The organism is Actinotalea subterranea, assembly GCF_008364845.1.
GTDB classification, from domain to species: domain Bacteria; phylum Actinomycetota; class Actinomycetes; order Actinomycetales; family Cellulomonadaceae; genus Actinotalea; species Actinotalea subterranea.
In genome coordinates this window covers 480,549-503,638 of record NZ_VTTP01000003.1, presented here as the reverse complement: position 1 = coordinate 503,638, position 23,090 = coordinate 480,549, and the positions used below count along the sequence as shown (strand labels likewise).

Here is a 23,090-nt window from a genome sequence, read left to right as displayed (position 1 = left end):
GAGGTGCCTGTCGACCTGCCGATGCCCACGCGCGGCGAGCTGCGCGCGGACTGTGCGCGCTGCGTCGCGCTGTGCTGCGTGGTGCCCGCGTTCCAGGCGTCGGCGGACTTCGCGATCGACAAGCCCGCCGGCCGCCCGTGCCCGAACCTCACTGGCGAGCTGCGCTGCGGCATCCACTCCCAGCTCCGGGAGCGCGGCTTCCCCGGCTGCACCGTGTTCGACTGCCTCGGCGCAGGGCAGAAGGTCACGCAGGTGACGTTCGGCGGCCGCGACTGGCGCACCGACGCGACCGTCGCACGCGACGTGGGTGCCGTGTTCCCCGTGATGCGCGTGCTTCACGAGCTGCTCTGGTACCTGAGCGAGGCGCTCGAGCTCGCGTCGTCGGGCCCGATCCGCGGCGCGCTCTCGGCTGCGCTCCGCGACGCGGACGCCCTCAGCCGGTCCGACGCCGCGACGCTCGTCGCCGACGACGTCGAAGGCCGTCGCCGGGCCGTCGCCGACCTCCTGCTCCAGGCCAGCGAGCTCGCCCGCGGCCCCCGCCCGGGACGCAACCTGCGCGGCGCAGACCTCGTCGGGGCGCGGCTCCGGCGAGCCGACCTGCGCAAGGCCAACCTGCGGGGCGCGCTGCTCATCGGCGCGGACCTGCGCGGGGCCGACCTGCGGGGCGCGGACCTCATCGGCGCCGACCTGCGCGGCGCGGACGTCCGGGGCGCCGACCTCACGGGGACGCTGTTCCTCACGCCGCTTCAGGTCGCGGCCGCGCGGGGCGACGCCACGACGCGCCTGCCCCCGGTCCACACGCCACCCGCGCACTGGTCACCGCCGCTCCCGAGCACCGCGCCCCCGTCCTGACCTGGGGACGGCCCAGGCACCCGACGCCGCCCGCTGGCATACTCACGTGCGGCCGACGCCCAGGTGGGGCGGGCGGCCGGGCGAACGGACAGGGGTCACGGGATGCAGCAGGAGCCCATCAGCGACAGCGAGCACCGGCAGGCCCGGCACCTGTTCGACCGCATCGACGAGGTGTTCGAGCAGCGGCTCGTCGGGCAGGACAACCTGCGGGTCGCACTCGTGAGCACCCTGCTCGGGCGCGGGCACATCCTCCTCGAGAGCGTCCCCGGCCTCGCCAAGACGACGGCCGCGCAGACGCTCGCCGCCGCCGTCTCGGGCACCTTCCACCGGATCCAGTGCACGCCGGACCTCATGCCCAACGACATCGTCGGCACGCAGATCTTCAACTACGCGACCGGCTCGTTCACGACCCAGCTCGGCCCCGTCCACGCGAACCTCGTGCTGCTCGACGAGATCAACCGGTCGAGCGCCAAGACGCAGTCCGCGATGCTCGAGGCGATGCAGGAGAAGCAGACGTCGATCGGCGGCGAGGTGTACCCGCTGCCCACGCCGTTCATGGTCCTCGCCACGCAGAACCCCATCGAGGAGGAGGGCACGTACGTGCTGCCCGAGGCCCAGATGGACCGGTTCCTCGTCAAGGAGGTGCTCGGCTACCCCGACTCGGGGCAGGAGGTCGAGATCCTCGAGCGCATCGCGAGCGGGCGCCAGGCCGCACCGATCTCCGGCGAGCCCGTGACCCTGGCGGACCTCGAGTGGCTCCAGTCGCTCACGGACCGCGTGTACGTCGACGCCGCGATCAAGCGCTACGTGGTCGACCTCGTCGCGACGACGCGCGGAAAGGGGCCCCGGCCCATCCCGGGCATCGGCCAGATGATCCGCGTCGGCGCGAGCCCCCGCGGCTCCATCGCGCTCATGCGCATCGGGCAGGCCCTCGCGCTCCAGGCGGGCCGCGCCTACGTGACCCCCGAGGACATCAAGGCCATGCGCCACCCCGTGCTGCGCCACCGCCTCGTGCGGACCTTCGACGCGCTCGCGGACAACGTGCCCGCCGAGCAGCTCGTGGACGCGGTGTTCGACGCGGTACCGACCCCCTGATGCGCTGACCCATGGCCTCCGCCCCGCCCGCACCACCCGGCCCGCCGCCCCCGGTCGGCGGCGCCTCGGCCTCGCGCTACGCGCACCTGCGCGCCCGCCTGTCCCTGCCCGTCGCACGCCGCGCCACGGGCCTGCTCGACGGCCTGCACCGCTCCGTGCTCCAGGGGCACGGCCAGGACTTCGACGACCTCTCGCTCTACACGCCCGGCGACGACGTGGGCGACATCGACTGGAAGTCCAGCGCCCGGGCCGGCATCCCCGTGATCAAGCGCTTCGTCCGCCAGAGCAACCTCACCGTCGTCCTCGCCGTCGACACGGGCCGCACCATGGCCGCCACGGCGGCGTCGGGCGAGTCGAAGGCCACGGTCGTGGCCGACGCCGCGGGCCTCGTCGCCTACCTCGCCCGGGACCGTGGTGACCGGGTCGCGCTCGTCGCGGCCGACTCCGGCCGCATGACCCAGCTGCCACCCCGCGCCGGGACCGCGCACATCGAGGTCGTGCTGCGCCAGGTCGAACGCGCCCTGACGGTCACCGCACCGCCGTCGGACCTACGCCGCGTGCTCGAGCGCGTCGGTGCGCTCCCCCGCAGGTCCCTCGTGGTCGTGCTGACCGACGAGGCCGGTCCGGGCCCCGAGCACCGGGACGCCCTGCGGACGGTCTGCATGCGCCACGAGGTCCTCGTGATCTCCGTCGCCGACGCCGACCCGCTCGCCGCACCGGGCGAGGGCCGCCAGACCCGGGACGTCGATGACGGCTGGTCCGTCCCGCCCTGGCTCCAGGGGCGCCCCGACCTCCAGGAGGCGGCCGCCCGGTCCCGCGCCGCCCACGCCGTCGAGCGCGCCACGATGCTGCGCCGCCTGCGGGTGCACGACGTCGTGGTCCGCGGCACCGAGGACGTGGTGCCGGGCCTCGTCGACCTCCTCGCGCGGAGCCGCCGTGCCCACCGATGAGCTGAACGACCCCGTCCTGTACTCGTGGCTCGTCACCGTCGCGGGCGTGCTCCTCATGGTCGCGGTCGTCGTGTACCTCGTGTGGGCGGTGCGCAGCACGCGCGCCCGGCCCGAGGATCAGCCACCGCCGCTGCTGCCGCTCACCCCGGGGTACGGCGGCGACAGGTACGCGTCCGTGCGGCCCGTCTACCTGGCACGCGTCGACGAGGTCGAGCACCGCTTCCGCACGGGCGACCTCGACGCGCGCGGCCTCCACCTCGAGCTCAGCGCCGTGGTCCGCGACTTCGCGACCGTGCGGCGCGGCGTCGACGCACGCGTGCTGACCCTCAGCGACCTGCGGCGCATCGGCGGGGCGAAGCGCCTGGCGAGCCTCATCGAGTCCTACTACCGGCCCGCGTTCGCTCGGTCCGGTGCGACCGAGGCGTCGCCCGAGCACGCCCTCGACGGCGCCAGGCGGGTGATCCGGAACTGGTGACCCCCACGTCCGAGACCGTCACGGTGAGCAGCGGCCTGGTCTGGCCGTGGCTCCTCGCCGTCCTCCTCCTCGCGGTGCTCGCCGGCGCCGCGTGGGCCTGGCGCACCCGCCGCGCGTCGTCCGACGAGGCGCACTGGGTCGCGCACACCGAGCGCCTCGACGAGGTCCCCGAGGTCCGCCGCGCCGTGCGCGACTACCAGGTGCTCCGCTGGGCCGGCGTCGGCACGCTCGTCGTCGCCGTCGCGTCGGCCGCGGTGCTCGCGGCCCGGCCCGTCGACCGGCAGGTCAAGAGCGAGCGGTTCGGCACGCGCGACATCGTGCTGTGCCTCGACGTGTCCGGCTCGATGGTCCCGTTCGACTCCGCGATCGTCGAGACGTTCAGCGAGCTCGTGGAGAGCTTCTCCGGCGAGCGCATCGCGCTGTCGGTGTTCAACTCGACGTCCCGCACCGTCTTCCCGCTGACCGACGACTACGCACTGGTCCAGGAGGAGCTCGAGATCGCCGTCGAGGCGCTGCGCTTCGACCTCGAGGCATTCGACCCGTCCGACCCGATGACGTGGCGCGGGCTCGACGAGATGCTCCAGTTCGTCGAGGGCACCCAGGGCGTCCCCGCGCAGGGGTCCCTCATCGGCGACGGGCTCGCGAGCTGCGCGCTCCTGTTCGACGAGCAGGAGACCGACCGGTCCCGCTCGATCATCCTCGCGACCGACAACGACCCGTTCGGCGAGCCGGTCTACACCCTGCCCCAGGCCGTCGACCTGGTGGCGTCGCGCGACGTCGTCCTCTACGGCCTCTACGGGGGCGACGAGAGCCTGCGCGGCTCGGCGCAGAACGAGGAGTTCTCGACGGCGATCGAGGACGCCGACGGCATGTCCTGGTTCGCCGAGGACCCCGCCGCCGTCCGCTCCGTGATCGACGACGTCACCGCCCAGCAGGCCGTGGCGCTCGACGAGGAGCCCCAGCACCTGCTCACCGACCGGCCGCAGCCGTGGTTCGCGCTGCTCGTGGTCGGGGTGCTCGGGCTGCTCCTGTGGCGATGGCGGGTGCGCGAATGAGCCTCCAACCGCTGCTCGGGGTCGGCTGGCTCCTGCTCCTGCTCGTGCCCATGACGGTGTTCGCCGTCGTGCAGGCCGTCCGTGCCCGGCCGGGGTCGCGGCTCGCCTGGTGGCTGCGCTCGGTCGCCGTGCTGCTCGTGCTCGGGATCGGCCTGGGTCCGTCCGTGCCGCGCATCACCGACGAGGACCTGGGCGTCGCCGTCGACGTCTTCTTCGTGGTCGACCGCACCGGCTCCATGGCCGCCGAGGACTGGTCGGCCGAGCGCCTGCCCCGGCTCGAGGGCGTCCGGCACGACGTCGTGGCCCTCACCGAGGCCATCCCCGACGCGCGGTACTCGATCATCGGCTGGGACAGCTCCGCGAGCAGACAGCTCCCCCTGACCACCGACGAGGGCGCCGTCGAGTCCTGGACCCAGACGGTGCGCCAGGAGATCACCGCGTACTCCTCGGGCTCGCTCGTGGACCGCCCGCTGGTCCCCCTGCAGACCGCGCTCGCCGGGGCGGCCGAGCGCAGCCCCGCGCACGTGCGGCTCGTGTTCTTCCTGTCCGACGGCGAGCAGACCACCGACGGCGAGCCCGAGTCCTACGAGGCCCTCGCCGAGCTCGTCGACGGCGGCGCGGTGCTCGGCTACGGGACCGCCGAGGGCGGGCCCATGCGCTCCTACGACGGGTCGCTCGACCCCGACCCGGAGGCGCCCTACATCCTCGACGGCGACGGGCCCGACGCCCCGCAGGCGATCTCACGCATCGACGAGGAGTCGCTGGGCACCGTCGCGGACCAGCTCGGGGTGCCGTACGTGCACCGCACCGGGCCCGACGAGGTCGAGTCGCTCGTCGCCGACCTCGACCCCGAGCAGATCGCCCAGGACGGCCGGCGTGCGCTGCGCACCTGGCAGGCCGTGAGCTGGCCCCTCGCCGTGCTGCTCGTCCTCGTCCTCGCGTACGAGGCGTGGCGGACGGCCCGGCACTGGGTACCTCTGCGGCGCGCACGCACCACCGAGCCCAGCGACCCGGCGCCCCGGTCCGCACCTGACGGAGGTGGTCCCTGATGGCCCGCGGACGCGAACGCACCCCCGGGACCGGCCGGTCGCGGGCACGCAGGCGCGCGGCCGCCGTCGAGCCGGTCACGGTGCCCGGCTACGCCTCGCCGCCTGCCGCCGGTCCGGCGCAGCCCCGCCGGACACGGCAGAGGACGCGCCGGCCCACGGCCCGCACCCCCGAGCAGCAGCGGCGGCGTCGGCGCCGGCTCCTCGTGTGGGCGGCGCTGCCCGTCTGGCTCGGCGTCTTCGTCTTCGGTGCCCACGTGGCGCTCCTCAACGCGGTCGCCGGCACCGCGCAGGCGCAGTACCGCGACGGCGGCTACGGCGGCGCGACCCTCGGCTTCCTGTGGCTCAAGTGGACGAACGTGACCGAACGCTGGAAGGCCCCCTACAACCTCGGCACCACGTTCACCGCCGACGGCGACCCCGAGCTCGGCGTGTTCCTCCTCGAAGACGCGCTCGAGGCGGTGCCCGACGACCCCGAGCAGCGCTGCCTCGTCGCGATCAACCTCGCCGTCACCTACGAGCTCATGGGCGACGGGGAGATGGAGGAGTCCCAGCTCCGACTCGACTGGGCCGCCGAGGCCGCGGCGCACGAGGCCGCGGGAACGCCGTACCCGATCGGGTCGCCGTGGGGCGACTCGACGTCGGAGGAGCTCCGCGAGGAGGCCAAGAGCTACGCCTCATGGGCGGCCCTCGACTACGAGACCGCGCTCGCGACCCGCGGGGAGTGCGAGGACGAGGAGCAGTCCGAGGAGGAGCAGCAGCAGGAGCAGGAGTCCGAGCAGCGACTCGAGGACAAGCAGGAGCAGGCGGAGCAGCAGGCCGAGCCCGAGGAGAACCCCGACCAGGGCGACTCCGACGCCGAGGAGGAGCGCCGCCAGCAGGAGCTCGACCAGCGCAACTCCGAGGCCGAGGCGGAGGCCGAGCGGCAACGTCAGGAGGAAGAGGGCGACCTCGGCGGGGGCCAGACCAAGAACTGGTGACGGGCGTGCCGGTGGTGCCCCGCTCGCGGCGTCAGCCCCCGCTCGTGGCGTCAGCCCAAGACGAGTCCCTGACCGGGCTCCTCGAGCACCGCGGCGACGTCGGCCAGGAAGCGTGAGCCCAGGCCGCCGTCGACCAGCCGGTGGTCGAACGACAGCGCGAGCTGCGTCACGTGGCGGATCTTGATCTTGCCCTTGTGGACCCACGGCTGCTGGCGGATCGCCCCGAACGCGAGGATCGCGGACTCACCCGGGTTGAGGATGGGCGTGCCCGTGTCGATGCCGAAGACCCCGACGTTGGTGATCGTGATGGTGCCGTCCGACATGGCCGTCGGCGTGGTCCGGCCCGAGCGCGCCGTCGCCGTGAGGTCCGCGAGCGCGACCGCGAGGTCGTGCAGGCTCATCCGGTGCGCGTCCTTGACGTTGGGCACGATGAGGCCGCGCGGCGTCTGGGCCGCGATGCCGAGGTTCACGTAGTGCTTGTAGACGATCTCCTGGGTCTCGTCGATCCACGACGCGTTGACCTCCGGGTGCCTGCGCACCGCGAGCAGGAGCGCCTTCGCGGCGATGAGCAGGGGCGTGACGCGCACGTCCGCGAACTCCCGGTCCTCGCGCAGGCGCGCGACCAGGCGCATCGTCTTGGTCACGTCGACCGTGTGGAACACCGAGACGTGCGGGGCCGTGAAGGCGCTCGCGACCATGGCCTCCGCGGTGCGCTTGCGCACCGACCGCACGGGCACGCGCGTCACGCGGCCGTCTTGCGTGACCGTGCCCGACGCGAGCCACGGCTGGTCGTCGCCCGCGTACGTGGCGAGGGTCTCGGCCTGGTTGCCCGACGACGTGGCCAGCACGTCCTCACGCGTCACGATGCCGCCGGGGCCGGTCGGCCGGACGGTCGCGAGGTCCACGCCGAGGTCCTTGGCGAGCTTGCGCACGGGAGGCTTGGCGAGCACCGGGCTCGCCCCCCTCGTGGCCGCCGGGCCAGCGGCGGCGGGAGCCGTCGCGACCGGAGCGGTGGCGGCAGGGGATGCCGCGGACGGGGCCGACGGCGTGCCCGGTCGGTCGACGACCGCTGCCGTGGCGGCGGGCACGGCGACGGGCGCAGAGGTGGTCGTCGTCGGACCGGCGGGAGCCGCGCCCGCGGCCTCGACCGCTCGACGGGGACGGCGCGCGGCGCTGTGGCCCGTGACGCCGTAGCCCACGAGGACCGCGCCGCTCGCACCCGAGTCCGCCTGACCGTCCGCGGCGGGTGCCGCAGCGGCCGTGGCGGGCTCCGGCGTCGCCTCGCTTGCGCCGGACGCACCCGTCGGGTCGGTGTCGACGGTGATGATCGGGGTGCCGACCTCGACGGTCGTGCCCGGCTCCGCGAGCAGCGCGGTGACGACGCCCTCGTACGGGCAGGGCAGCTCGACGAGCGACTTGGCCGTCTCGATCTCGACGATCGTCTGGTTGATCTGCACGGTGTCGCCGACGGCGACGTGCCACTCGACGATCTCAGCCTCGGTCAGGCCCTCTCCGGCGTCGGGAAGCCGGAACTGCTCGTACCTGGGCACGGTGCTCCTCGGGTGGGACGGTGATGGGGCTTCGGGGTGCTGTCAGACCGCGAGCGCGCGGTCCACGGCGTCGAGCACGCGGTCGAGGCTCGGCAGGTACTCGTGCTCGAGCCGTGCGACCGGGTAGGGGCTGTGGAAGCCGCCGACGCGCAGCACGGGGGCCTCGAGGTGGAAGAAGCACGCCTCGCTGATGCGGGCCGCGACCTCGGCACCGGTCCCGTAGAGCACGGGCGCCTCGTGCACGACGACGCACCGTCCGGTCCGGCGCACCGACTCGGCGACGGTGTCGGTGTCCAGGGGTGAGATGGTCCGCAGGTCGACGACCTCGATGCTCGTCCCGTCGGCGGCCGCGGCGTCGGCGGCGCGCAGGGCGGTCGCGACCGTGGGCCCGTAGGCGACGAGCGTGAGGTCGGTCCCGGGCCGGGCGATGCGGGCGTGGTCGAGGCCCGCGGCGTCGGACGTGCCGTACGCGTGGCTGAGGTCGACGTCGCCCTTGTCCCAGTAGCGGCCCTTGGGCTCGAAGAAGAGGACGGGGTCCGGTGAGGCGATGGCCTCCTGGATCATCGTGAACGCGTCGGCCGGGGTGGCCGGGGAGACCACGCGCAGGCCGGCGGTGTGCGCGAAGAGCACCTCGGGCGACTCGCTGTGGTGCTCGACCGCGCCGATGCCGCCGCCGTAGGGCACGCGGATGACGACGGGCAGCGACAGGCGGCCGCGCGAGCGGTAGTGCATCTTGGCGAGCTGCGTGGTGATCTGGTCGAACGCGGGGAAGATGAACCCGTCGAACTGGATCTCGCAGACGGGGCGGTAGCCGCGCAGGGCGAGGCCGATCGCGGTGCCGACGATGCCGGACTCGGCCAGGGGCGTGTCGACGACACGGTCGGGGCCGAAGTCCTTCTGCAGGCCGTCGGTGACGCGGAAGACGCCGCCGAGCTGCCCGATGTCCTCGCCCATGAGCATGACCTTGGGGTCCTGCTCGAGCGAGGCCCGAAGGCCGACGTTGATGGCCTTGGCGAGCGTGAGGCGCTGGACGGTGGACGTGCTCGGCCCCGTCGCAGGCGCGGCGTGCGAGCCCGTCGAGGTGCCGGCCGCAGCCGTGGTGGTCGCTGTGCTCATCGGGTGGCCCCCGCGGTGCTCGCCGGTGCGTCGGTGAACGATGCCTCGTACTCCTCGAACCAGGCACGCTCCGCCTCGACGACGGAGTGCGCGCCCGCGTACACGTGCTCGAACATCGTGCTCGTCGCCGGGGCCTGCATGGCCTTGACCTCCGCACGCAGGCGGACGCCCAGGGCGTCCCCGGCGGCGGCGAGCTCGTCGAGGAAGTCCTGGCCGAGCTCGCCGGTCGCCTCGAGGTGCAGCCGCAGGCGGTCGATCGGGTCCCGACGGCGCCACGCCTCCTCCTCGGCGGCGGAGCGGTAGCGCGTCGGGTCGTCGGACGTGGTGTGCGCGCCCATGCGGTACGTGTACGCCTCGATGAAGGTGGGGCCGTTGCCGGACCGTGCGCGCTCGAGCGCCTCCGACGTGACCGCGTAGCAGGCGAGGACGTCGTTGCCGTCGACGCGGACGCTCGGGACGCCGAACCCCTTGCCGCGCTCGACGATCGGGACGCGCGACTGCTTGTCGGTCGACTCCGAGATGGCCCACTGGTTGTTCTGGCAGAACAGCACGAGGGGTGCGTTGTTGACGGCGGCGAACACGAACGCCTCGTTGGTGTCGCCCTGGGAGGTCGCGCCGTCGCCGAAGTAGGCGATCACGGCGGTGTCCCGCGCGGGGTCGCCCGTGCCGACGGCGCCGTCGCGCTGGACGCCCATCGCGTAGCCCGTGGCGTGCAGCGTGTGCGAGCCGATGACGAGCGTGTAGAGGTGGAAGTTGTGCGCGCGCGGGTCCCAGCCACCGTGGTCGATGCCGCGGAACTGGCGCAGCACGTCGACGAGGTCGACACCGCGGGTGTGCGCGACGCCGTGCTCGCGGTAGGAGGGGAACGCGTAGTCCTGCGGCGCGAGGGCGCGGCCGGAGCCGACCTGCGCGGCCTCCTGGCCGAGGGCCGGGGGGAAGAGACCGAGCTCGCCCTGGCGCTGGAGCGCCGTGGCCTCGGTGTCGAAGCGCCGCGCGAGCACCATGTCTCGGTACAGGCCGCGCAGGGCCTCGGGGTCGAGGTGCGCGACGCGCGGGCTGTAGTCCGGGTGGTCCAGCCGCTCCCCGGTCGGGGTGAGGAGCTGGACGAGGTCGGGCTCGTTCACGCAGGGTCCTTCCGGGTGACGGCCAGGAGCGCTCGGGGCAGGGCCCGCGAACTTACGTCAGCGTAGGCTACGGACGCGTAGGTTCGGCCTGTGCGACGGCCACAAAGCTGCCCCGCGCGGCGTTGTCCCGACCCTCCAACGCGGGGCCTGGCGCCCCGGCGGGGGCCACGGCGGCCCCGGCGGCTTGAGGGTGGGCCCTGGGCCTCAGCGCCAGGTCGCCGCGAGCGCGAGGACCGCGTCGTTCGCCTCGGGGCTCCCGACGCTGATGCGGATGCCCTCGCCGAGGAACGGGCGCACGAGCACGCCGTTGCGCACGGCGTCGGCCGCGAGGTCCACGGTCCGCTCCCCGGTGGCGAGCCACACGAAGTTGCCCTGGCTGTCGGGGACCGACCAGCCCTGCGCGCGCAGGCCGGCGACGAGCCGACGACGTTCCTCGACGACGGAGTCGACGCGTGCGCGCAGCTCAGCCTCGGCGTCGAGGGACGCGAGCGCGGCGACCTGCGCGAGGTGGTTCACGCCGAAGGGGGTCGACGCCGTCCGCACGGGCCGGACGACGTCCGGGTGCCCGACGGCGTAGCCCACGCGGAGCCCCGCGAGCCCGTAGGCCTTGGAGAAGGTGCGCAGGAGGAGGACGTTCGGGTGGTCGGCCAGGATGCGCGCGCTGTCGATGGGGTCCGCGTCGCGCACGAACTCGGTGTAGGCCTCGTCGAGGACGACGAGCACGCGCTCCGGGACGGCGGCGAGCAGCTCGACGAGCTCGCCGTGGCGGACGGCGGGGCCCGTCGGGTTGTTGGGCGAGCAGACGAGGACCACCCGGGTGCGCTCGGTGACGGCCGCCGCCATGGCGGGCAGGTCGTGGCGGCCCTCGGGGGTCACGGGGACCTCGACGGGGACCGCACCCTGGAGGCGGACGAGGATCGGGTACGCCTCGAAGGAGCGCCACGCGTAGACGACCTCGTCGCCTGCGTCGCAGTACGCCTGGAGGGCGTGGCCGAGGACGGCCACGGAGCCATTGCCTGCGACGACGCCGGACGGGTCGACGCCGTGCTTCGCGCCGAGAGCGTGCGTGAGGTCGGTCGCGAACATGTCCGGGTACCGGTTGACGTCGCCGGCTGCCGCCTCGATCGCCCGCTGCACGGAGGCGAGGGGCGGGTACGGGTTCTCGTTGGAGGAGAGCTTGTGCGTCCGTCCGTCGGTGCCGGCCCGCGCGCCGGGGACGTAGGCGGGCAGCTGCTGCACGGCGTCGCGCGCAGCGACCGGGGTAGACGTCACCGGCTCAGCATGCCATCGCGCTCCCGCACGTCGGCGCGGCATGGAAGCATGCGGACATGAGCTTCCTGCTGCGTGTGATCATCAACGCTGCCGCGATCTGGCTGGCGACCCAGATGCTCGACGGCCTCGGGGTGGTGGGCGGTGAGGACACCGGGACGACCGTCCTTGTCTACCTCGTCGTGGGCCTCGTGTTCGGTGTGGTCAACGCCGTCGTCAAGCCGATCGTCAAGGCGATCTCGTTCCCGCTCTACATCTTGACGCTGGGCCTGTTCACGCTCGTCGTGAACGCGCTCATGCTCATGCTCACGGGCTGGCTCTCGGAGCAGACCGACTACGGGCTGCGCGTCGACGGGTTCGGCACCGCCGTCCTCGGCGCCCTGATCATCTCGATCGTGAGCTTTATCCTGAGCGTCGCGATCCCCGGGGCCCGCAAGAAGGACTGAGCGAGGACGTACCGGACCTCCCCCACGCGCACGACGCGGCGGCGCGGGGTTCAGGAGCCGGGCGACCGTCGGTCAGTGCGCAGCTGGTCTCTCCGGCGATGCCCGTGCCCGCTGGGCCGGCCACCGCACGCATCTGCGCTCCGGTCGCGGTGACTGCTCGTATCGCAGACGAGCCGAGGTACTCGCCCTCGTTCGTCGTGTAGCCCAACGACTGCCAGTACTCCTCGATCGCCCCGAGCATGGCGGCGGCGTCGTCCACGGGTGGCGCTTGGACAGCGGGTAGGAGGTAGGCGAAGCCCGTTCGCCCGTCGTTGCGCCCGCACTGGACCGCTCGCACGTACGGGTCGGCTTCGCTCTCCACGGTCAGGCCGACCGCAAGGGCCGTCTCCGTGAGGACTCCCTCGAGGGCTTGGCGGTCTTCCCAAGCACTCACCTCGGCCGCGTCGAGGCGGGCCTGGGCCGCCTGCGCGGCCTGGTGCGCGCACAGCCACGTCCACCCGCCCGCGGCTGCGCCGATCACAAGGACGCCACCGACAAGAGCTCCGCGCCAACCCCAGCGCCACCGACGGGCAGGTGGACCTGTCACGGCGTCCGTGTCAGTCATGGGCCCTCGCCTCGAACGCGGGCGGGACGACCGACGGAGCGTCCGCCTCAAGGCCGGGGACCGCCGCGTCGGTTCGCCGAGACCGCGCCGGACGACGCACCCATGCCCCGACTCCCAGCACCAGCACGAGAGCCGTCCACCACGGTGGCGTGTAGATCAGCGTCGCCGATCCGCGCGGCCCCGGCTGCAAGGGGTCGCCTGAGAACGGCTCCAACGACACGGCGGTGAGCTGACCCCACCACGGCACGACGATCGACTCCCAGCGCTCCAGCTCGGCACTGCGGCTGCCGCCGAACGCCGAGACGCCGAGGGCTGCCACAGGGGCGTCGCCGGTCCCGCTCACACGGAACACCGAGACGAGCCCGAAGTTGATGCGATCCTGCGTTCCGCCCCGCATCATCACGGGCGCGCCCGGCGGTTGCACAGGGACGCCGGCGGCGCTCAGCCCGAGCAGCAGGGCCAGGAAGACGAAGACGAAGACGACACCGACGCGGACGCCGACACCGACCAGGCACCCACGTCGCCCACGACGAGACCCCCGCTCAGCCATCGGACACCCCCGCTGTGACCGCGACGGCACCCCTGCGCCGTCGCGCAGTACAGGCGAAGTCGATCTCAGCTGTCATCGTTGGCCCCCTGCTCAGCTCTGGCCTGGCGCCCGTGACCCTACTGCTGGCGGCGCGCCGGGTTCGCGGACTTTGCAGGTCAACCCGTGGAACTCCTCGGTCCACCTCACCGGCACTCCTCCACCCGCATGCCCACGTAGCGGTGCAGGGTGGCCTGCGCGGTGCCGTCGCCGAGGACGCCGCGGATCGCCTCCTGGGCGGCTCGCACCGACAGGTCGTCAAGGTCTTCGATCTCCTCCGCGGTGCGCGAGTACACCTCGGGGCCGTGCGCGGTGGAGGGCGAGCCCGCCGCCGCGCGGTTCTCCGGTGACGCGGACTTCGTGAGGTCGACGACGACGGTCGTGCGGTTGGGCTGGTCCCGGCCCTCACCCGAGTCGGCGGTGGGCACGTAGTCCTGGACGTGCTCGATGTTCAGAGCCTGGACCTGTGGCGGCAGCTCCCCCGAGGTGATCGGCGCACCGGCCGTCACGACGGCCTCGATCGAGTACCGCGCGAGCATCTCGGGCTCCTCGGCGAGCCCCATCGCGATCATCCCGCCCTGGCTGTGCCCGGCGAGGAGCACGGGCTCACCCGGTGCGATGCCGGCCTGGTCCATGGCCTGCCGGACGACCTCGGACGCGTCGTCGCGCACGCCCGCGGCCACCTCCAGGTTGGTCGTGAGGTCCACGGGGTTGCTGCCCGCGATGGGCGACCAGTCCTGCGTGCCCGGCACGGTGACGACCCAGCTCCGTGTGCCGTCCGCGTGGTCGAGCTGCTGGACCCCGACAGACCCGGCCTCACCCGGCGGCGGTCCCACCTCCCGCTCGAGGGGCGAGAGGGCCCAGATCTGGTCGAGCACGTCCGAGACGTTCCGTGGGGCGGGCGGCTCGAGGCTCTCGCTCGGGCGTCCCGGCGGCCGCGGCCCTGTGATCACCGGCGCGACGACGAGGCCCGGGCGTGGTGTCCCGAACAGCAGGGTCGCGCCCTTGGACGCGACGAGCAGGGTCCCGGCGGCCTGGGGAACGGCGAGCCGGGCCCCGCCGATGTACGGCCAGGGAGCCATCCCACGGATGAAGCCGGCGGCACCCGGCATGAGGATCTCGACGGTGCGTGCCGACGGAAACCCGAGCCCCTGCGGCAGGAGGCCCGGGCCGCCGACGGTCCGCGCCACCATGCCGAGCGCCCCGGGCGCGGCCCGGTTCTCCGCCGAGCCGAGCGCGCGCAGAGCCACGCCCGCGAGACCGGGCGAGTAGCGCAGCGTCCGTACGGTGACCAGGGACAGACCAGCCTGGAGGGCGCCGGCCACGACGAGGGCACCTGCGGTGATCCAGCCGATCGGCCCGGCGTCGCCGAGCGCACCTCCCACGGTCGCCAGGCCGTTCCGTACGACGGCCGCGACGAGCGAGTCAGTGTCACGGTAGACGCCTGCCGTGCTCCGCAGCCGGGCCGCCGCCGAGCGCGCCTGCGCGGCGCGTGCGGCGACCCCTGACCAGGCCGAGACGAGCGGGGCGAGGTCGGCGCGCGCCCGCGCCGCCGTGCCGGGGGACCACCGGGTCGTGGAGTCCACCAGCACGACGACCCGTGCGACGGCGGACGCGGCGGCGTCGAGCGCGTCCGCGGCGGCGTCGAGCCCCACCGCGGTCGCCTCGAGGTCCGCGAGGTGCGCAGCGGTCCCGCCGGCACCGCCCATCACGGCGACGCCCGGCAGCAGCGCCGGGTCACCGGCCTCGTCGGACCCGGTCCCGGTCCGCACGCCGCCCAGGATCGCGGCCGGCGCGTTCACACCGGTCCCCGACGGTCGCCGCCCGACGTCGGGGCGGGTACCCCTGCGGACGCGTGCGCCGGCCGCGGCACAGGTGGCCCGTAGACGGGCGCCGGCGCGTGGCCCACGCCCTGCCAGACGGGCAGGCGCTCCACGGCGGTGAGCTGTGCGGCCTCGGCGGCGGCGTGTGCGGAGTCGGCGGCCCTCAGGTGCTGCACGACCGTCGAGCGCGCGGATCCCAGGTGGACGCCGAGCCGGCCGATCTCTCCCTGCACGTCGGTCAGCTCGACGCGGTAGCCGTCGGCCGCGGCCGAGACCCAGTCGAGGGCCAGGGCCGCCCGGAGCTGGGTGTCAGCCGACTCGAGCCCGCGCTGGACGTCGCCGAGCGCGATCATCGCGTCGCCCGTCGCGTGCGGGCCGGGTCCGGGGTCCAACCAGCTGCCACTCATCCGCTACCTCCACCTTGCGTACCCGTGTCCGTCGTCGGGGACGCTAGGTCGCAGCGTTCGCGCCGGTCCGGCCGGGGCCCGCCGACCTGTGGACGGACGGGCCCGCACGGGCACCCTGTGGACGGACCAGCCCGCCGGAACGGTCTGTGGACGGCGCGACCGGCAGCGGCCCGCTACGACGTGACGTGCAGCAGCACGAGCGACTCCGGCAGCAGCGGCGGCGCCTGGACGCCGACCTCACCGAGCACGCGACCCGTCGCCTCGCAGCCGTGCGCCCACCACTCGGGCCGCGACGGCAGGTCCGCGAGCGCCGCGCCCGGCCCCGCGGGTGCGACCCGGTACACGCGGTCCGGGTCCAGCCCGGGCAGCCGGACCCGCCCGGGCGGCCACGTCGCGGAACGGTCGACGGCGACGAGCGCGAACAGCGCCTCGTCCCCCTCCGGCGCGACCACGCCGTGCACCCACAGCGCCGGGTCGGGGTGGTCGCCCCGCACGACCGTCCCCCGCTGCAGCAGCGCCCGGTGCTCCTTGTAGGTCGCGACCCACGCCGCGAGCTCGGCGCGCTCCTGCTCCGACGCGCGCGTCAGGTCCCACTCCACACCGAAGTGGCCGAACAGGGCCGTGCCCGCCCTGAACGCCAGCGTGTGGGCACGCCCCGTCGTGTGCGAGCGCGGGGACCCGACGTGCGAGCCGACGAGCTCGGGCGGCAGCAGCTGCGCCGTCCACCGCTGGATCATCTGGCGCTCGAGGGCGTCGATGCAGTCGCTCGCCCACACCCGGTCGGTGCGCTCGAGGATCTCGAGGTCGACACGCGCCCCTCCCGACGAGCACGACTCGATCTCAAGACCGGGCGCAGCCGCGCGGATCTCGTCGAGCAGCCGGTACAGGGCGAGCGTCTGGCCGTGCACCCCGGCCGCACCCGTCCGGGTGGAGCCCGCGTCGACCAGGTCGCGGTTGTGGTCCCACTTGAGGTAGTCGAGCCGGTACTCGCGCACGAGGGCGAGCACCTGGTCGCGCACGTGCCCGTACGCACCGGGGTGCGTGAGGTCGAGCACCTGCTGGTGGCGCGCCTCGGGCGGCATCCGGTCCCCGGTCTGCATGACCCACTCGGGGTGCTCGCGCGCGAGGTCGGAGTCCGGGTTGACCATCTCGGGCTCGAACCACAGCCCGAACTCCATGCCGAGGCCGCGCACGTGGTCGACGAGGGGGTGCAGGCCCCGGGGCCACACGGTCTCGTCGACGGTCCAGTCACCCAGCCCGGCGTCGTCGGACCGCCGTCCACGGAACCAGCCGTCGTCCAGGACGTACCGTTCGACGCCGACCTCCGCACCCCGGTCGGCGAGCTCCGTTAGCCGTGCGAGGTCGTGGTCGAAGTACACGGCCTCCCAGGTGTTCATCACGACGCGCCGGGGACCCGTCGGGTGGTGCGGCCGATCACGCAACCACCGGTGGAGGCGCCCGGCCAAGGCGTCCATCCCGACGCCGTACGACCCGTAGACCCACGGCCCCGTGTACGTCTCGCCCGGGCCCAGCCGCACCTCGCCGGGCAGCAGCAGCTCCCCGCCGCCGAGGAGCCGTTCGCCCGTGCTCACGTGCTCCGCGTAGGTGCGGTGGTTGCCGCTGAACGCGACGTGCACGCCCCACACCTCGCCCGCGCGGAACCCGAACCCGGGTGCGCCCGCGACGAGGACCGTGGCGGCATCGGGGCCCGTACGCCCCCGGCGGCTGTCCCGCAGGTGCTCGCCCACCACGAACGCGCGCCGCTGCGGGGCGCGTTCGCGCGACCACCGCCCGGCGAGGTCGTGCAGCTCGGTCGCCTCGGCGGGGACGGGCAGCGCGACGACGAGGTCGTCCAGCGTCAGGGCGGGGAGCCGCGCGTCGTCGGCCGCGGGCGCCGTGCTCGTCACCGCCGCGCGCGTGCGGACGAGGCCCTGCGAGGTGAGCGCGATGGTGAGGGTCACGCCCACGTGCGCGACGTCGTCGGCCGCCTGGACCACCACCTCGCCGCCCCCGTCCGGCGGGTCGTCGGCACGCACCGTCACCGAGTCGACGACGAGGCGCGTCGACCAGTGCGTGCCGTCGCGGTGCGCGCTCAGCCCCGGCCGGCCGGACCAGCCCGTCGACGCCTCCGGCAGGAGGGCGACCGGCGCCGGGTCGTCCATGGTGTTGGACCACGGCGGGACGTTCGCGCGCGCGAGCGAGCGCAGCTGGGCGTCGTCGAGGACGCCCAGATCGGCCCCCCAGTGCACGACGCGCGGCACGGCGGGCCCGGCGGTGTCGAGCACGAGGCTCACCCCGGAGGCACGGAGGTGGACGAGGGAACGGGTCGCCGCGTCGTTGCGGCCGGGCGTCGTCGGCACGGCTCCCGAGCCTAGTCAGCACCTCGCAGGCCGGCCCGTCGCGCGTCGGCGGGTACCCCCTAGGCTCGCGCCGTGACGACAACGCAGGTGCCAGCCCTGGGTGCCCGGCACGTGGGCGTGGGCGTCACGGCCGTCGTCGTCGGCTCCCTGCTCTTCGCCGTCAACGGGACCGTGTCGAAGCTGGCCATGCAGGCAGGACTGAGCCCGACGCGCCTCGTCGAGCTGCGGTCGATCGGCTCGGCGGTCGTCCTCGTGGCAGCCGTGCTCGTCGTGAGCCGGCGGCTGCCCCTGCCGCGGGGACGGCAGCTCGTGGGCATCGCCGTGCTCGGCGTCGTCGGCATGGCGATGGTCCAGTGGCTGTACTTCGTGGCGATCTCGCGGCTGCCCGTGGGCCTCGCGCTCCTCGTCGAGTACACGGCCCCCGTGCTCGTCGCGCTCTGGGCACGGTTCGTGCTGCGCGAGCAGGTCAAGGCACGCGTCTGGTGGGCCCTCGCCGCATGCCTCGGCGGGCTCGTCCTCGTGGCCCAGGTGGGCGACGGCATCGAGCTCGACACCCTCGGCCTGCTCGCCGCCGGGGGTGCCGCCGTCGCGCTCGCGACCTACTACCTGCTCGGTGACCGCCTCGTCCGCGCGCGGGACCCGCTGTCCACCCAGGCGTGGTCGATGGTGTTCGCGGCCCTGTTCTGGATCGTGCTCCAGCCCCTGTGGACGTTCGATGCGTCGGTCCTGGCCGACGACGTCGCGCTGCCCGGTGCGCTCGACGGCGCGCACCTGCCGCTGTGGGTGCTCGTGGCCTGGATCGTCGTGCTCGGCACGGCCGTCCCGTACCTGCTCATCCTGGTGGGCGTCGCCCGGCTCGGCGCGGCGCGCACGGGTGTGCTCGGGATGCTCGAGCCTGTCGCGGCGGCTGCGGCCGCGTGGCTCGTGCTCGGCGAGTCGATGACGGCCGTCCAGCTGGTCGGTGGCGCCGTCGTCCTCGCGGGCGTGGCGCTCGCGGAGTCGGCTCGGCGCGGTGCGACGCTCACACCCGCACCGGACGCCGTCGTGAGCCACTGAGCCACGCCTGAGCCGGTTCCCCCGTTCCGCTGCCGGGCGAGGCGGGGCACCCTAGGCTCGGAGCTGCGGTCGCCGGCATCGTCGGCACGCACGTGGCGACCGCACCAGCCTGACCACACCGACGTGGAGGCCCCCGTGAGCGAGCCGAGCGAACGCGCCTTCAAGGCCGTCTCCGTGCCGATGAGCTCCGGCGGCGGCATGAGCCCGTCCGTCGGCGTCGCGGCCCCCGTCGGCGCTGTGAGCCGCAAGGACCGGGAGCGTTCACGGGCGACGTCGCTGCGCCAGGAAGGGGCGGAGCTCCTCCTGCGCACGTCGCTCCCGGGCGCCGTGAGCCTTCAGCGCCGCTGCGCCGACGGGACCTGGGAGACGCTGGACCGGCGACCCGCCTCGCGCCTCGGCCTCACCCGCATCGCGCTGCCCACGGACCAGACGTCACCCGCGCCGACCTTCCGCGTCGTGTTCGCGCCGCGGAACCCGAACCTCCCGTCGTGGATCTCGCCTGAGGTCAGCGGCTGACTGGAGCGGACGCTACGTCACCTCGGTCATGCGGATCTGCTCGTCGACGGGCGCGGTGCGGTCGACCCGAGGGAGCCGGTCGTTTTCGCCGCCCCACGTCCCATCAGGCATGACCTGCCAGGCACCCAGATCGAGGTAGCGGTGCCACCAGGCGATCCGCTCCGGCAGCGTCGAGTGCGCCACCCACGCGGTGCCCGACTGCGGGTCGTAGCGGAACGTGTCCGTCGTCCCGTCCTCGGACGTCACCAGCACCAACGGGAGCTGCCCGATCTCGAGGATGACCCACTCGCGGCGCCAGATGCCTGCCTTCACCTCATCGCTCACGTCAGGGTCAGCAAGCTCGTCGTCATCCCCACAGGTCGCGTGCCACCCGGCCAACCCCCGGTGCAGGGTCGTATCCAGGTCGAAGAAGCCTCCTCTGGGCGTCAGACCGCGTCCCTCCAGGCGCGGGTCACCCCAGTCGCCCCTGCCCTGCTCGCCGTCGTGCCACGCCCAGATCGCGGCGATCTCCTCGCTCAGAGTGAACCCATGCCGGGTGGCGATCTCCTCGATCTGCTCGGGCGCCAGGCCCGGGCGCATCCGCGGAGCCGCCGCCGCACCCAGGGCCCCGATGCGCTCGACCCACCCAGCCAGGGCCGCGACGATCTCCTCCCCGCTCATCAGGGCTCAGCGCTTCCTTCGGGCACGACCACTACATCGTCGTCGCACCAGCCGAGCGTGGGAAGCTGCTCCGCTCGTGGGAGGCCAGGACGCTCGGGAAGCGGCACGGCCCAGAACTCATCACCCGCACCGACATTGCACCGCGGGTCCTGGAAGAAGCTGAGGAGCTTCCGTCCCTGAGATCGGTTCTGACTTGCGTCAAGCACTCGCAGGCTCACCGGCGGTTCAGCGCGCTCGCCCCCTTGCTTGGTCGAGGCGAACGGGAACTCGTCGCAGTCCCGGACGTCCCGCACGCGTCCGGCACAGGAGGGATGGTTCTGGAGCCACGCACGGTCGTTGGGCGGCTGCTGGCGGTTCAGCACGAGCCACATCGGGTTCGCACGGATCGCCTCGAAGTCGTGCTGCGTCGGCTCGGGGGTGTCGGACCGACCACTGAGGAAGATGGGCGTGTCGCCGTTGCACCGCTGCATTCCGTCGATGCCGGCACGCGCCGCCAACGCCAGGCACTGGGTGACGACGACCTGCTTCTCTTCCGGCGTGAGCTCGGGCGCGGTCAGACGGTCCGCCTTGGGCACCACCCTCCAGATGTTGTTGGGCAACCCCGTCGGCACCGGCGGCGGGGTCCGCGGCGCCTCGGGGTTGCCCACCCACTCCGGCGGGCTGGCAGGCTCCGTCCCAGCGCCCACGAAGTCCAGCGCGAGCTGCTGCAGCGCCACGCGGCCACCGGCCTTGAGCATCGCCGCCAGGACCGACCGCCACGTGGCGTTCGACGCGGCGGCTGCGGACTCGCACGCGAGGACGTGGTCGGGGACCGACGACCCAGCGGTGTGGGTACCCGGGTAGACCACCGCGGCTTCGCAGACCATCTGAGTGGTGACCGCACCACTCATCAACGCTGTGGCGAGCGCATCGATGTCGATCGCCAGCCCCACGTCGATCACAGATGCTCCGGGCGCCGCTGGCACGGCCGCGGGCTGCGGCGACGAGGCCCGCACGGAACCGGGCGTGACACCGTTGACCGCGGCGGTCGAGGTGTAGGTGTACTCGGTCGACCCGGCATGGGTGTCCTGCGCGGTCGCGCGCCAGGACTCACCGTCGCCCTCGATCACGATCTCCGTGTACGTGGTGCCGGTCGGTTGCCAGCCCCAGCCGGCCAGGGCGGGCACGGTGAGTCCCTCGAACCGGTCGTTGTTGTCGAACGCGGACCACCACTGCACCGCGCTCACGAGGTTTCGCAGACTGCTCTGCGTCGCGGAGTCGTAGGGCGACGCTGCTTGCGCCGGCGACGCCCCCATCCCCAGGGCGAGCGCTGCCGCGGCTATCGCCGCGCCGAGAGTGTGCCGTCTCATGAGATGCCCCCCATCTCGAACGCCGGCCGCCAGGCCGTCGTTCTCCGCCTGTCATGGCCGTTCGGGCGGTCATCGACGACTGCCCACGGACACCGAACCATCGGTGCAGGAGGGCGCGCATCCGCCGCACGGCTGACTCCTGTGAACGGCTCGTGACGACCCAGACGCGTGAGGGCGCCGTCCACGGCCCGGCCGGGCGTGAGCGCAGGACCCGCCCCGGCGGCGCCCCGTGGAAGGATTGCCCCATGCCGCAGACCGGTCCTGACGCCCCGCACGACGCCGCCGAGCCTGCCGGCACCGAGACCACCGACGCGACCGCCGTCGTGCGGCCCAGCCGTCGCCGTCTCGCCGACGCGAACCCGCCCATCGCGCTCGGCCCGCTCGACGGGCGCTACCGGGCTGCAGTCTCGCCGCTCGTCGACCACCTGTCGGAGGCCGCGCTCAACCGCGAGCGCGTGCACGTCGAGGTCGAGTGGCTCATCCACCTGACGTCGCACCACGTGATCCCCGGCGCCCCGACGCTGTCGAGCGAGGAGCGTGACCACCTGCGGGACGTCGTCGCGACGTTCGACGCCTCCACGGTCGCCGAGCTCGCGGCGACGGAGAAGATCACGGTGCACGACGTCAAGGCCGTGGAGTACCTGCTCAAGGCCCGTCTCGCGGCCGCGCCGGGCGTTCTCGGGGAGGACACCGTGCTCCCGGGTGTCACCGAGCTCGTCCACTTCGCCTGCACCAGCGAGGACATCAACAACCTGGCCTACGCCCTGATGGTCCAGGGCGCGGTGCGCGACGTGTGGCTGCCCGCAGCGCGAGGGCTGGTCGCGGACCTCGCCGCGCTCGCCACGGAGCACGCGGCCGTGCCGATGCTCGCGCGCACGCACGGTCAGCCGGCGACCCCGACGACGCTCGGCAAGGAGCTCGCGGTCCTCGCGCACCGCCTCCGGCGCCAGCTTCGCCGCATCGAGGGCGCCGAGTACCTCGGCAAGCTCAACGGCGCGACGGGCACGTACGGCGCGCACCTCGCCGCGGTGCCGACGGCCGACTGGGTGACGGTGTCACGCACGTTCGTCGAGCACCTCGGCCTCACCTGGAACCCGCTGACGACCCAGATCGAGTCGCACGACTGGCAGGCCGAGCTGTACTCCGACGTCGCGCGCTTCAACCGGATCCTCCACAACGTCGCGACGGACATGTGGACGTACATCTCGCTCGGCTACTTCGCGCAGGTGCGCGGTCAGGGCACCGTCGGCTCCTCGACGATGCCGCACAAGGTCAACCCCATCCGGTTCGAGAACGCCGAGGCCAACCTCGAGCTCTCGAGCGCGCTGCTCGACACGCTCGCGTCGACCCTCGTGACGTCGCGCCTCCAGCGTGACCTCACGGACTCGACGACGCAGCGCAACATCGGGCCCGCGTTCGGCCACTCGCTGCTCGCGATCGACAACGTGCGGCGCGGGCTCGCGGGGCTCGACGTCGACGCGGCCGCGATGGCACGGGACCTCGACGCGAACTGGGAGGTCCTCGGCGAAGCCGTGCAGTCCGCGATGCGCGCGGCCGGTGTCGCGGGCGTCCCGGGCATGGACGAGCCGTACGAGCGCCTCAAGGAGCTGACCCGGGGTCGCCGGATCACGGGCGAGGACCTGCGGGCGTTCGTGGCCGGCCTGGGTCTGCCCGACGACGTGGCGCAGCGCCTCGCGGCGATGACACCCGGGTCCTACACGGGCGCGGCGGCCGAGCTGGTGCGGTTCCTCGACGACTGACCGCCCGCGCT

At 73.7% G+C, this 23,090-nt stretch carries 21 protein-coding genes; 11 read left to right on the top strand and 10 right to left on the bottom strand.

Features of this window, described 5'->3' with window-relative positions; genetic code table 11:
- Positions 1-3: 3 nt before the first annotated feature.
- The 7 genes from FZ988_RS08195 (at position 4) to FZ988_RS08165 (ending at position 6,453) form a co-directional block, all read left to right on the top strand.
- The gene (locus tag FZ988_RS08195) at positions 4-852 is read left to right on the top strand and encodes a pentapeptide repeat-containing protein (protein ID WP_342781174.1); all 849 of its coding nucleotides are present in this window, start codon (positions 4-6) and stop codon (positions 850-852) included.
- A 102-nt stretch (positions 853-954) separates the two neighbouring features.
- Positions 955-1,947 (top strand): AAA family ATPase, encoded by a 993-nt coding sequence (locus tag FZ988_RS08190; RefSeq protein ID WP_149203509.1) that lies wholly within the window; start codon positions 955-957, stop codon positions 1,945-1,947.
- 11 nt (positions 1,948-1,958) lie between these two features.
- Complete coding sequence (locus FZ988_RS08185; protein WP_149203508.1) at positions 1,959-2,897, top strand: DUF58 domain-containing protein; 939 nt, start codon at positions 1,959-1,961, stop codon at positions 2,895-2,897.
- A complete protein-coding gene (locus FZ988_RS08180) occupies positions 2,884-3,372 on the top strand; it encodes a hypothetical protein (protein WP_149203507.1) in 489 nt (162 codons plus the stop codon). Before FZ988_RS08185 ends, FZ988_RS08180 begins: the two co-directional genes overlap by 14 nt.
- On the top strand, positions 3,369-4,427 hold the full coding sequence (locus tag FZ988_RS08175) for a VWA domain-containing protein (protein WP_149203506.1): 1,059 nt from the start codon (positions 3,369-3,371) through the stop codon (positions 4,425-4,427). Before FZ988_RS08180 ends, FZ988_RS08175 begins: the two co-directional genes overlap by 4 nt.
- Positions 4,424-5,476 carry a VWA domain-containing protein gene (locus FZ988_RS08170; RefSeq protein WP_188079029.1) on the top strand — a complete coding sequence of 351 codons (1,053 nt, stop codon included), beginning with the start codon at positions 4,424-4,426 and terminating at the stop codon, positions 5,474-5,476. The genes FZ988_RS08175 and FZ988_RS08170 overlap by 4 nt, the downstream gene beginning before the upstream one ends.
- Positions 5,476-6,453, top strand: a complete 978-nt coding sequence (locus FZ988_RS08165; protein WP_149203504.1) for a hypothetical protein — start codon at positions 5,476-5,478, stop codon at positions 6,451-6,453. The genes FZ988_RS08170 and FZ988_RS08165 overlap by 1 nt, the downstream gene beginning before the upstream one ends.
- 50 nt (positions 6,454-6,503) lie before the next feature.
- On the opposite strand, the gene FZ988_RS08160 is transcribed toward FZ988_RS08165, so the two are convergent.
- The 4 genes from FZ988_RS08160 to hisC all read right to left on the bottom strand — a co-directional run bounded on the left by FZ988_RS08160 (position 6,504) and on the right by hisC (position 11,557).
- Positions 6,504-8,003 carry a dihydrolipoamide acetyltransferase family protein gene (locus FZ988_RS08160; protein ID WP_149203503.1) on the bottom strand — a complete coding sequence of 500 codons (1,500 nt, stop codon included), beginning with the start codon at positions 8,001-8,003 and terminating at the stop codon, positions 6,504-6,506.
- Between the two features lie 42 nt (positions 8,004-8,045).
- Complete coding sequence (locus FZ988_RS08155; RefSeq protein ID WP_149203502.1) at positions 8,046-9,119, bottom strand: alpha-ketoacid dehydrogenase subunit beta; 1,074 nt, start codon at positions 9,117-9,119, stop codon at positions 8,046-8,048.
- On the bottom strand, positions 9,116-10,243 hold the full coding sequence (gene pdhA, locus FZ988_RS08150; RefSeq protein WP_149203501.1) for a pyruvate dehydrogenase (acetyl-transferring) E1 component subunit alpha: 1,128 nt from the start codon (positions 10,241-10,243) through the stop codon (positions 9,116-9,118). The genes FZ988_RS08155 and pdhA overlap by 4 nt, the downstream gene beginning before the upstream one ends.
- Positions 10,244-10,447: 204 nt before the next feature.
- Positions 10,448-11,557, bottom strand: a complete 1,110-nt coding sequence (gene hisC / locus FZ988_RS08145) for a histidinol-phosphate transaminase (RefSeq protein ID WP_149203500.1) — start codon at positions 11,555-11,557, stop codon at positions 10,448-10,450.
- A gap of 14 nt (positions 11,558-11,571) precedes the next feature.
- Between hisC and FZ988_RS08140 the strand changes: the two genes are divergently transcribed.
- On the top strand, positions 11,572-11,958 hold the full coding sequence (locus FZ988_RS08140; RefSeq protein ID WP_149203499.1) for a phage holin family protein: 387 nt from the start codon (positions 11,572-11,574) through the stop codon (positions 11,956-11,958).
- 596 nt (positions 11,959-12,554) lie between these two features.
- Here FZ988_RS08140 and FZ988_RS08135 read toward each other — a convergent pair.
- The 4 genes from FZ988_RS08135 to FZ988_RS08120 form a co-directional block, all read right to left on the bottom strand.
- Positions 12,555-13,112, bottom strand: coding sequence for a hypothetical protein (locus tag FZ988_RS08135; RefSeq protein WP_149203498.1), 558 nt, complete (start codon positions 13,110-13,112; stop codon positions 12,555-12,557).
- Between the two features lie 182 nt (positions 13,113-13,294).
- Entirely contained in the window at positions 13,295-14,950 is a 1,656-nt protein-coding gene (locus FZ988_RS08130) for a hypothetical protein (protein WP_149203497.1), read from the bottom strand.
- On the bottom strand, positions 14,947-15,378 hold the full coding sequence (locus FZ988_RS08125) for a hypothetical protein (protein WP_149203496.1): 432 nt from the start codon (positions 15,376-15,378) through the stop codon (positions 14,947-14,949). The genes FZ988_RS08130 and FZ988_RS08125 overlap by 4 nt, the downstream gene beginning before the upstream one ends.
- A 173-nt stretch (positions 15,379-15,551) precedes the next feature.
- On the bottom strand, positions 15,552-17,738 hold the full coding sequence (locus tag FZ988_RS08120; protein ID WP_223145060.1) for an alpha-galactosidase: 2,187 nt from the start codon (positions 17,736-17,738) through the stop codon (positions 15,552-15,554).
- 72 nt (positions 17,739-17,810) lie between these two features.
- Here FZ988_RS08120 and FZ988_RS08115 point away from each other — a divergent pair, with 72 nt between their 5' ends.
- Both FZ988_RS08115 and FZ988_RS08110 read left to right on the top strand, forming a co-directional pair.
- Positions 17,811-18,794, top strand: a complete 984-nt coding sequence (locus FZ988_RS08115; protein WP_149203495.1) for a DMT family transporter — start codon at positions 17,811-17,813, stop codon at positions 18,792-18,794.
- Between the two features lie 135 nt (positions 18,795-18,929).
- Positions 18,930-19,310, top strand: a complete 381-nt coding sequence (locus FZ988_RS08110) for a hypothetical protein (protein ID WP_149203494.1) — start codon at positions 18,930-18,932, stop codon at positions 19,308-19,310.
- Positions 19,311-19,322: 12 nt separating this feature from the next.
- On the opposite strand, the gene FZ988_RS08105 is transcribed toward FZ988_RS08110, so the two are convergent.
- Together FZ988_RS08105 and FZ988_RS08100 are read right to left on the bottom strand one after the other, a co-directional pair.
- Positions 19,323-19,970 carry an SMI1/KNR4 family protein gene (locus tag FZ988_RS08105; protein WP_149203493.1) on the bottom strand — a complete coding sequence of 216 codons (648 nt, stop codon included), beginning with the start codon at positions 19,968-19,970 and terminating at the stop codon, positions 19,323-19,325.
- Positions 19,970-21,079: a NucA/NucB deoxyribonuclease domain-containing protein gene (locus FZ988_RS08100; RefSeq protein ID WP_149203492.1), complete on the bottom strand. Its 1,110-nt coding sequence runs from the start codon at positions 21,077-21,079 to the stop codon at positions 19,970-19,972. Before FZ988_RS08100 ends, FZ988_RS08105 begins: the two co-directional genes overlap by 1 nt.
- Before the next feature lie 485 nt (positions 21,080-21,564).
- Here FZ988_RS08100 and purB point away from each other — a divergent pair, with 485 nt between their 5' ends.
- Positions 21,565-23,079, top strand: a complete 1,515-nt coding sequence (gene purB / locus FZ988_RS08095; protein ID WP_149203491.1) for an adenylosuccinate lyase — start codon at positions 21,565-21,567, stop codon at positions 23,077-23,079.
- Positions 23,080-23,090: the final 11 nt, after the last annotated feature.

Coding starts and splice junctions, on each gene's coding strand:
- FZ988_RS08190 (WP_149203509.1), top strand. CDS start 955: ATGCAGCAGGAGCCCATCAGCGACAGCGAGCACCGGCAGGCCCGGCAC.
- FZ988_RS08185 (WP_149203508.1), top strand. CDS start 1,959: ATGGCCTCCGCCCCGCCCGCACCACCCGGCCCGCCGCCCCCGGTCGGC.
- FZ988_RS08170 (WP_188079029.1), top strand. CDS start 4,424: ATGAGCCTCCAACCGCTGCTCGGGGTCGGCTGGCTCCTGCTCCTGCTC.
- FZ988_RS08165 (WP_149203504.1), top strand. CDS start 5,476: ATGGCCCGCGGACGCGAACGCACCCCCGGGACCGGCCGGTCGCGGGCA.
- FZ988_RS08155 (WP_149203502.1), bottom strand. CDS start 9,119: ATGAGCACAGCGACCACCACGGCTGCGGCCGGCACCTCGACGGGCTCG.
- hisC (WP_149203500.1), bottom strand. CDS start 11,557: ATGCCGCGCCGACGTGCGGGAGCGCGATGGCATGCTGAGCCGGTGACG.
- FZ988_RS08140 (WP_149203499.1), top strand. CDS start 11,572: ATGAGCTTCCTGCTGCGTGTGATCATCAACGCTGCCGCGATCTGGCTG.
- FZ988_RS08135 (WP_149203498.1), bottom strand. CDS start 13,112: ATGGCTGAGCGGGGGTCTCGTCGTGGGCGACGTGGGTGCCTGGTCGGT.
- FZ988_RS08125 (WP_149203496.1), bottom strand. CDS start 15,378: ATGAGTGGCAGCTGGTTGGACCCCGGACCCGGCCCGCACGCGACGGGC.
- FZ988_RS08105 (WP_149203493.1), bottom strand. CDS start 19,970: ATGAGCGGGGAGGAGATCGTCGCGGCCCTGGCTGGGTGGGTCGAGCGC.
- purB (WP_149203491.1), top strand. CDS start 21,565: ATGCCGCAGACCGGTCCTGACGCCCCGCACGACGCCGCCGAGCCTGCC.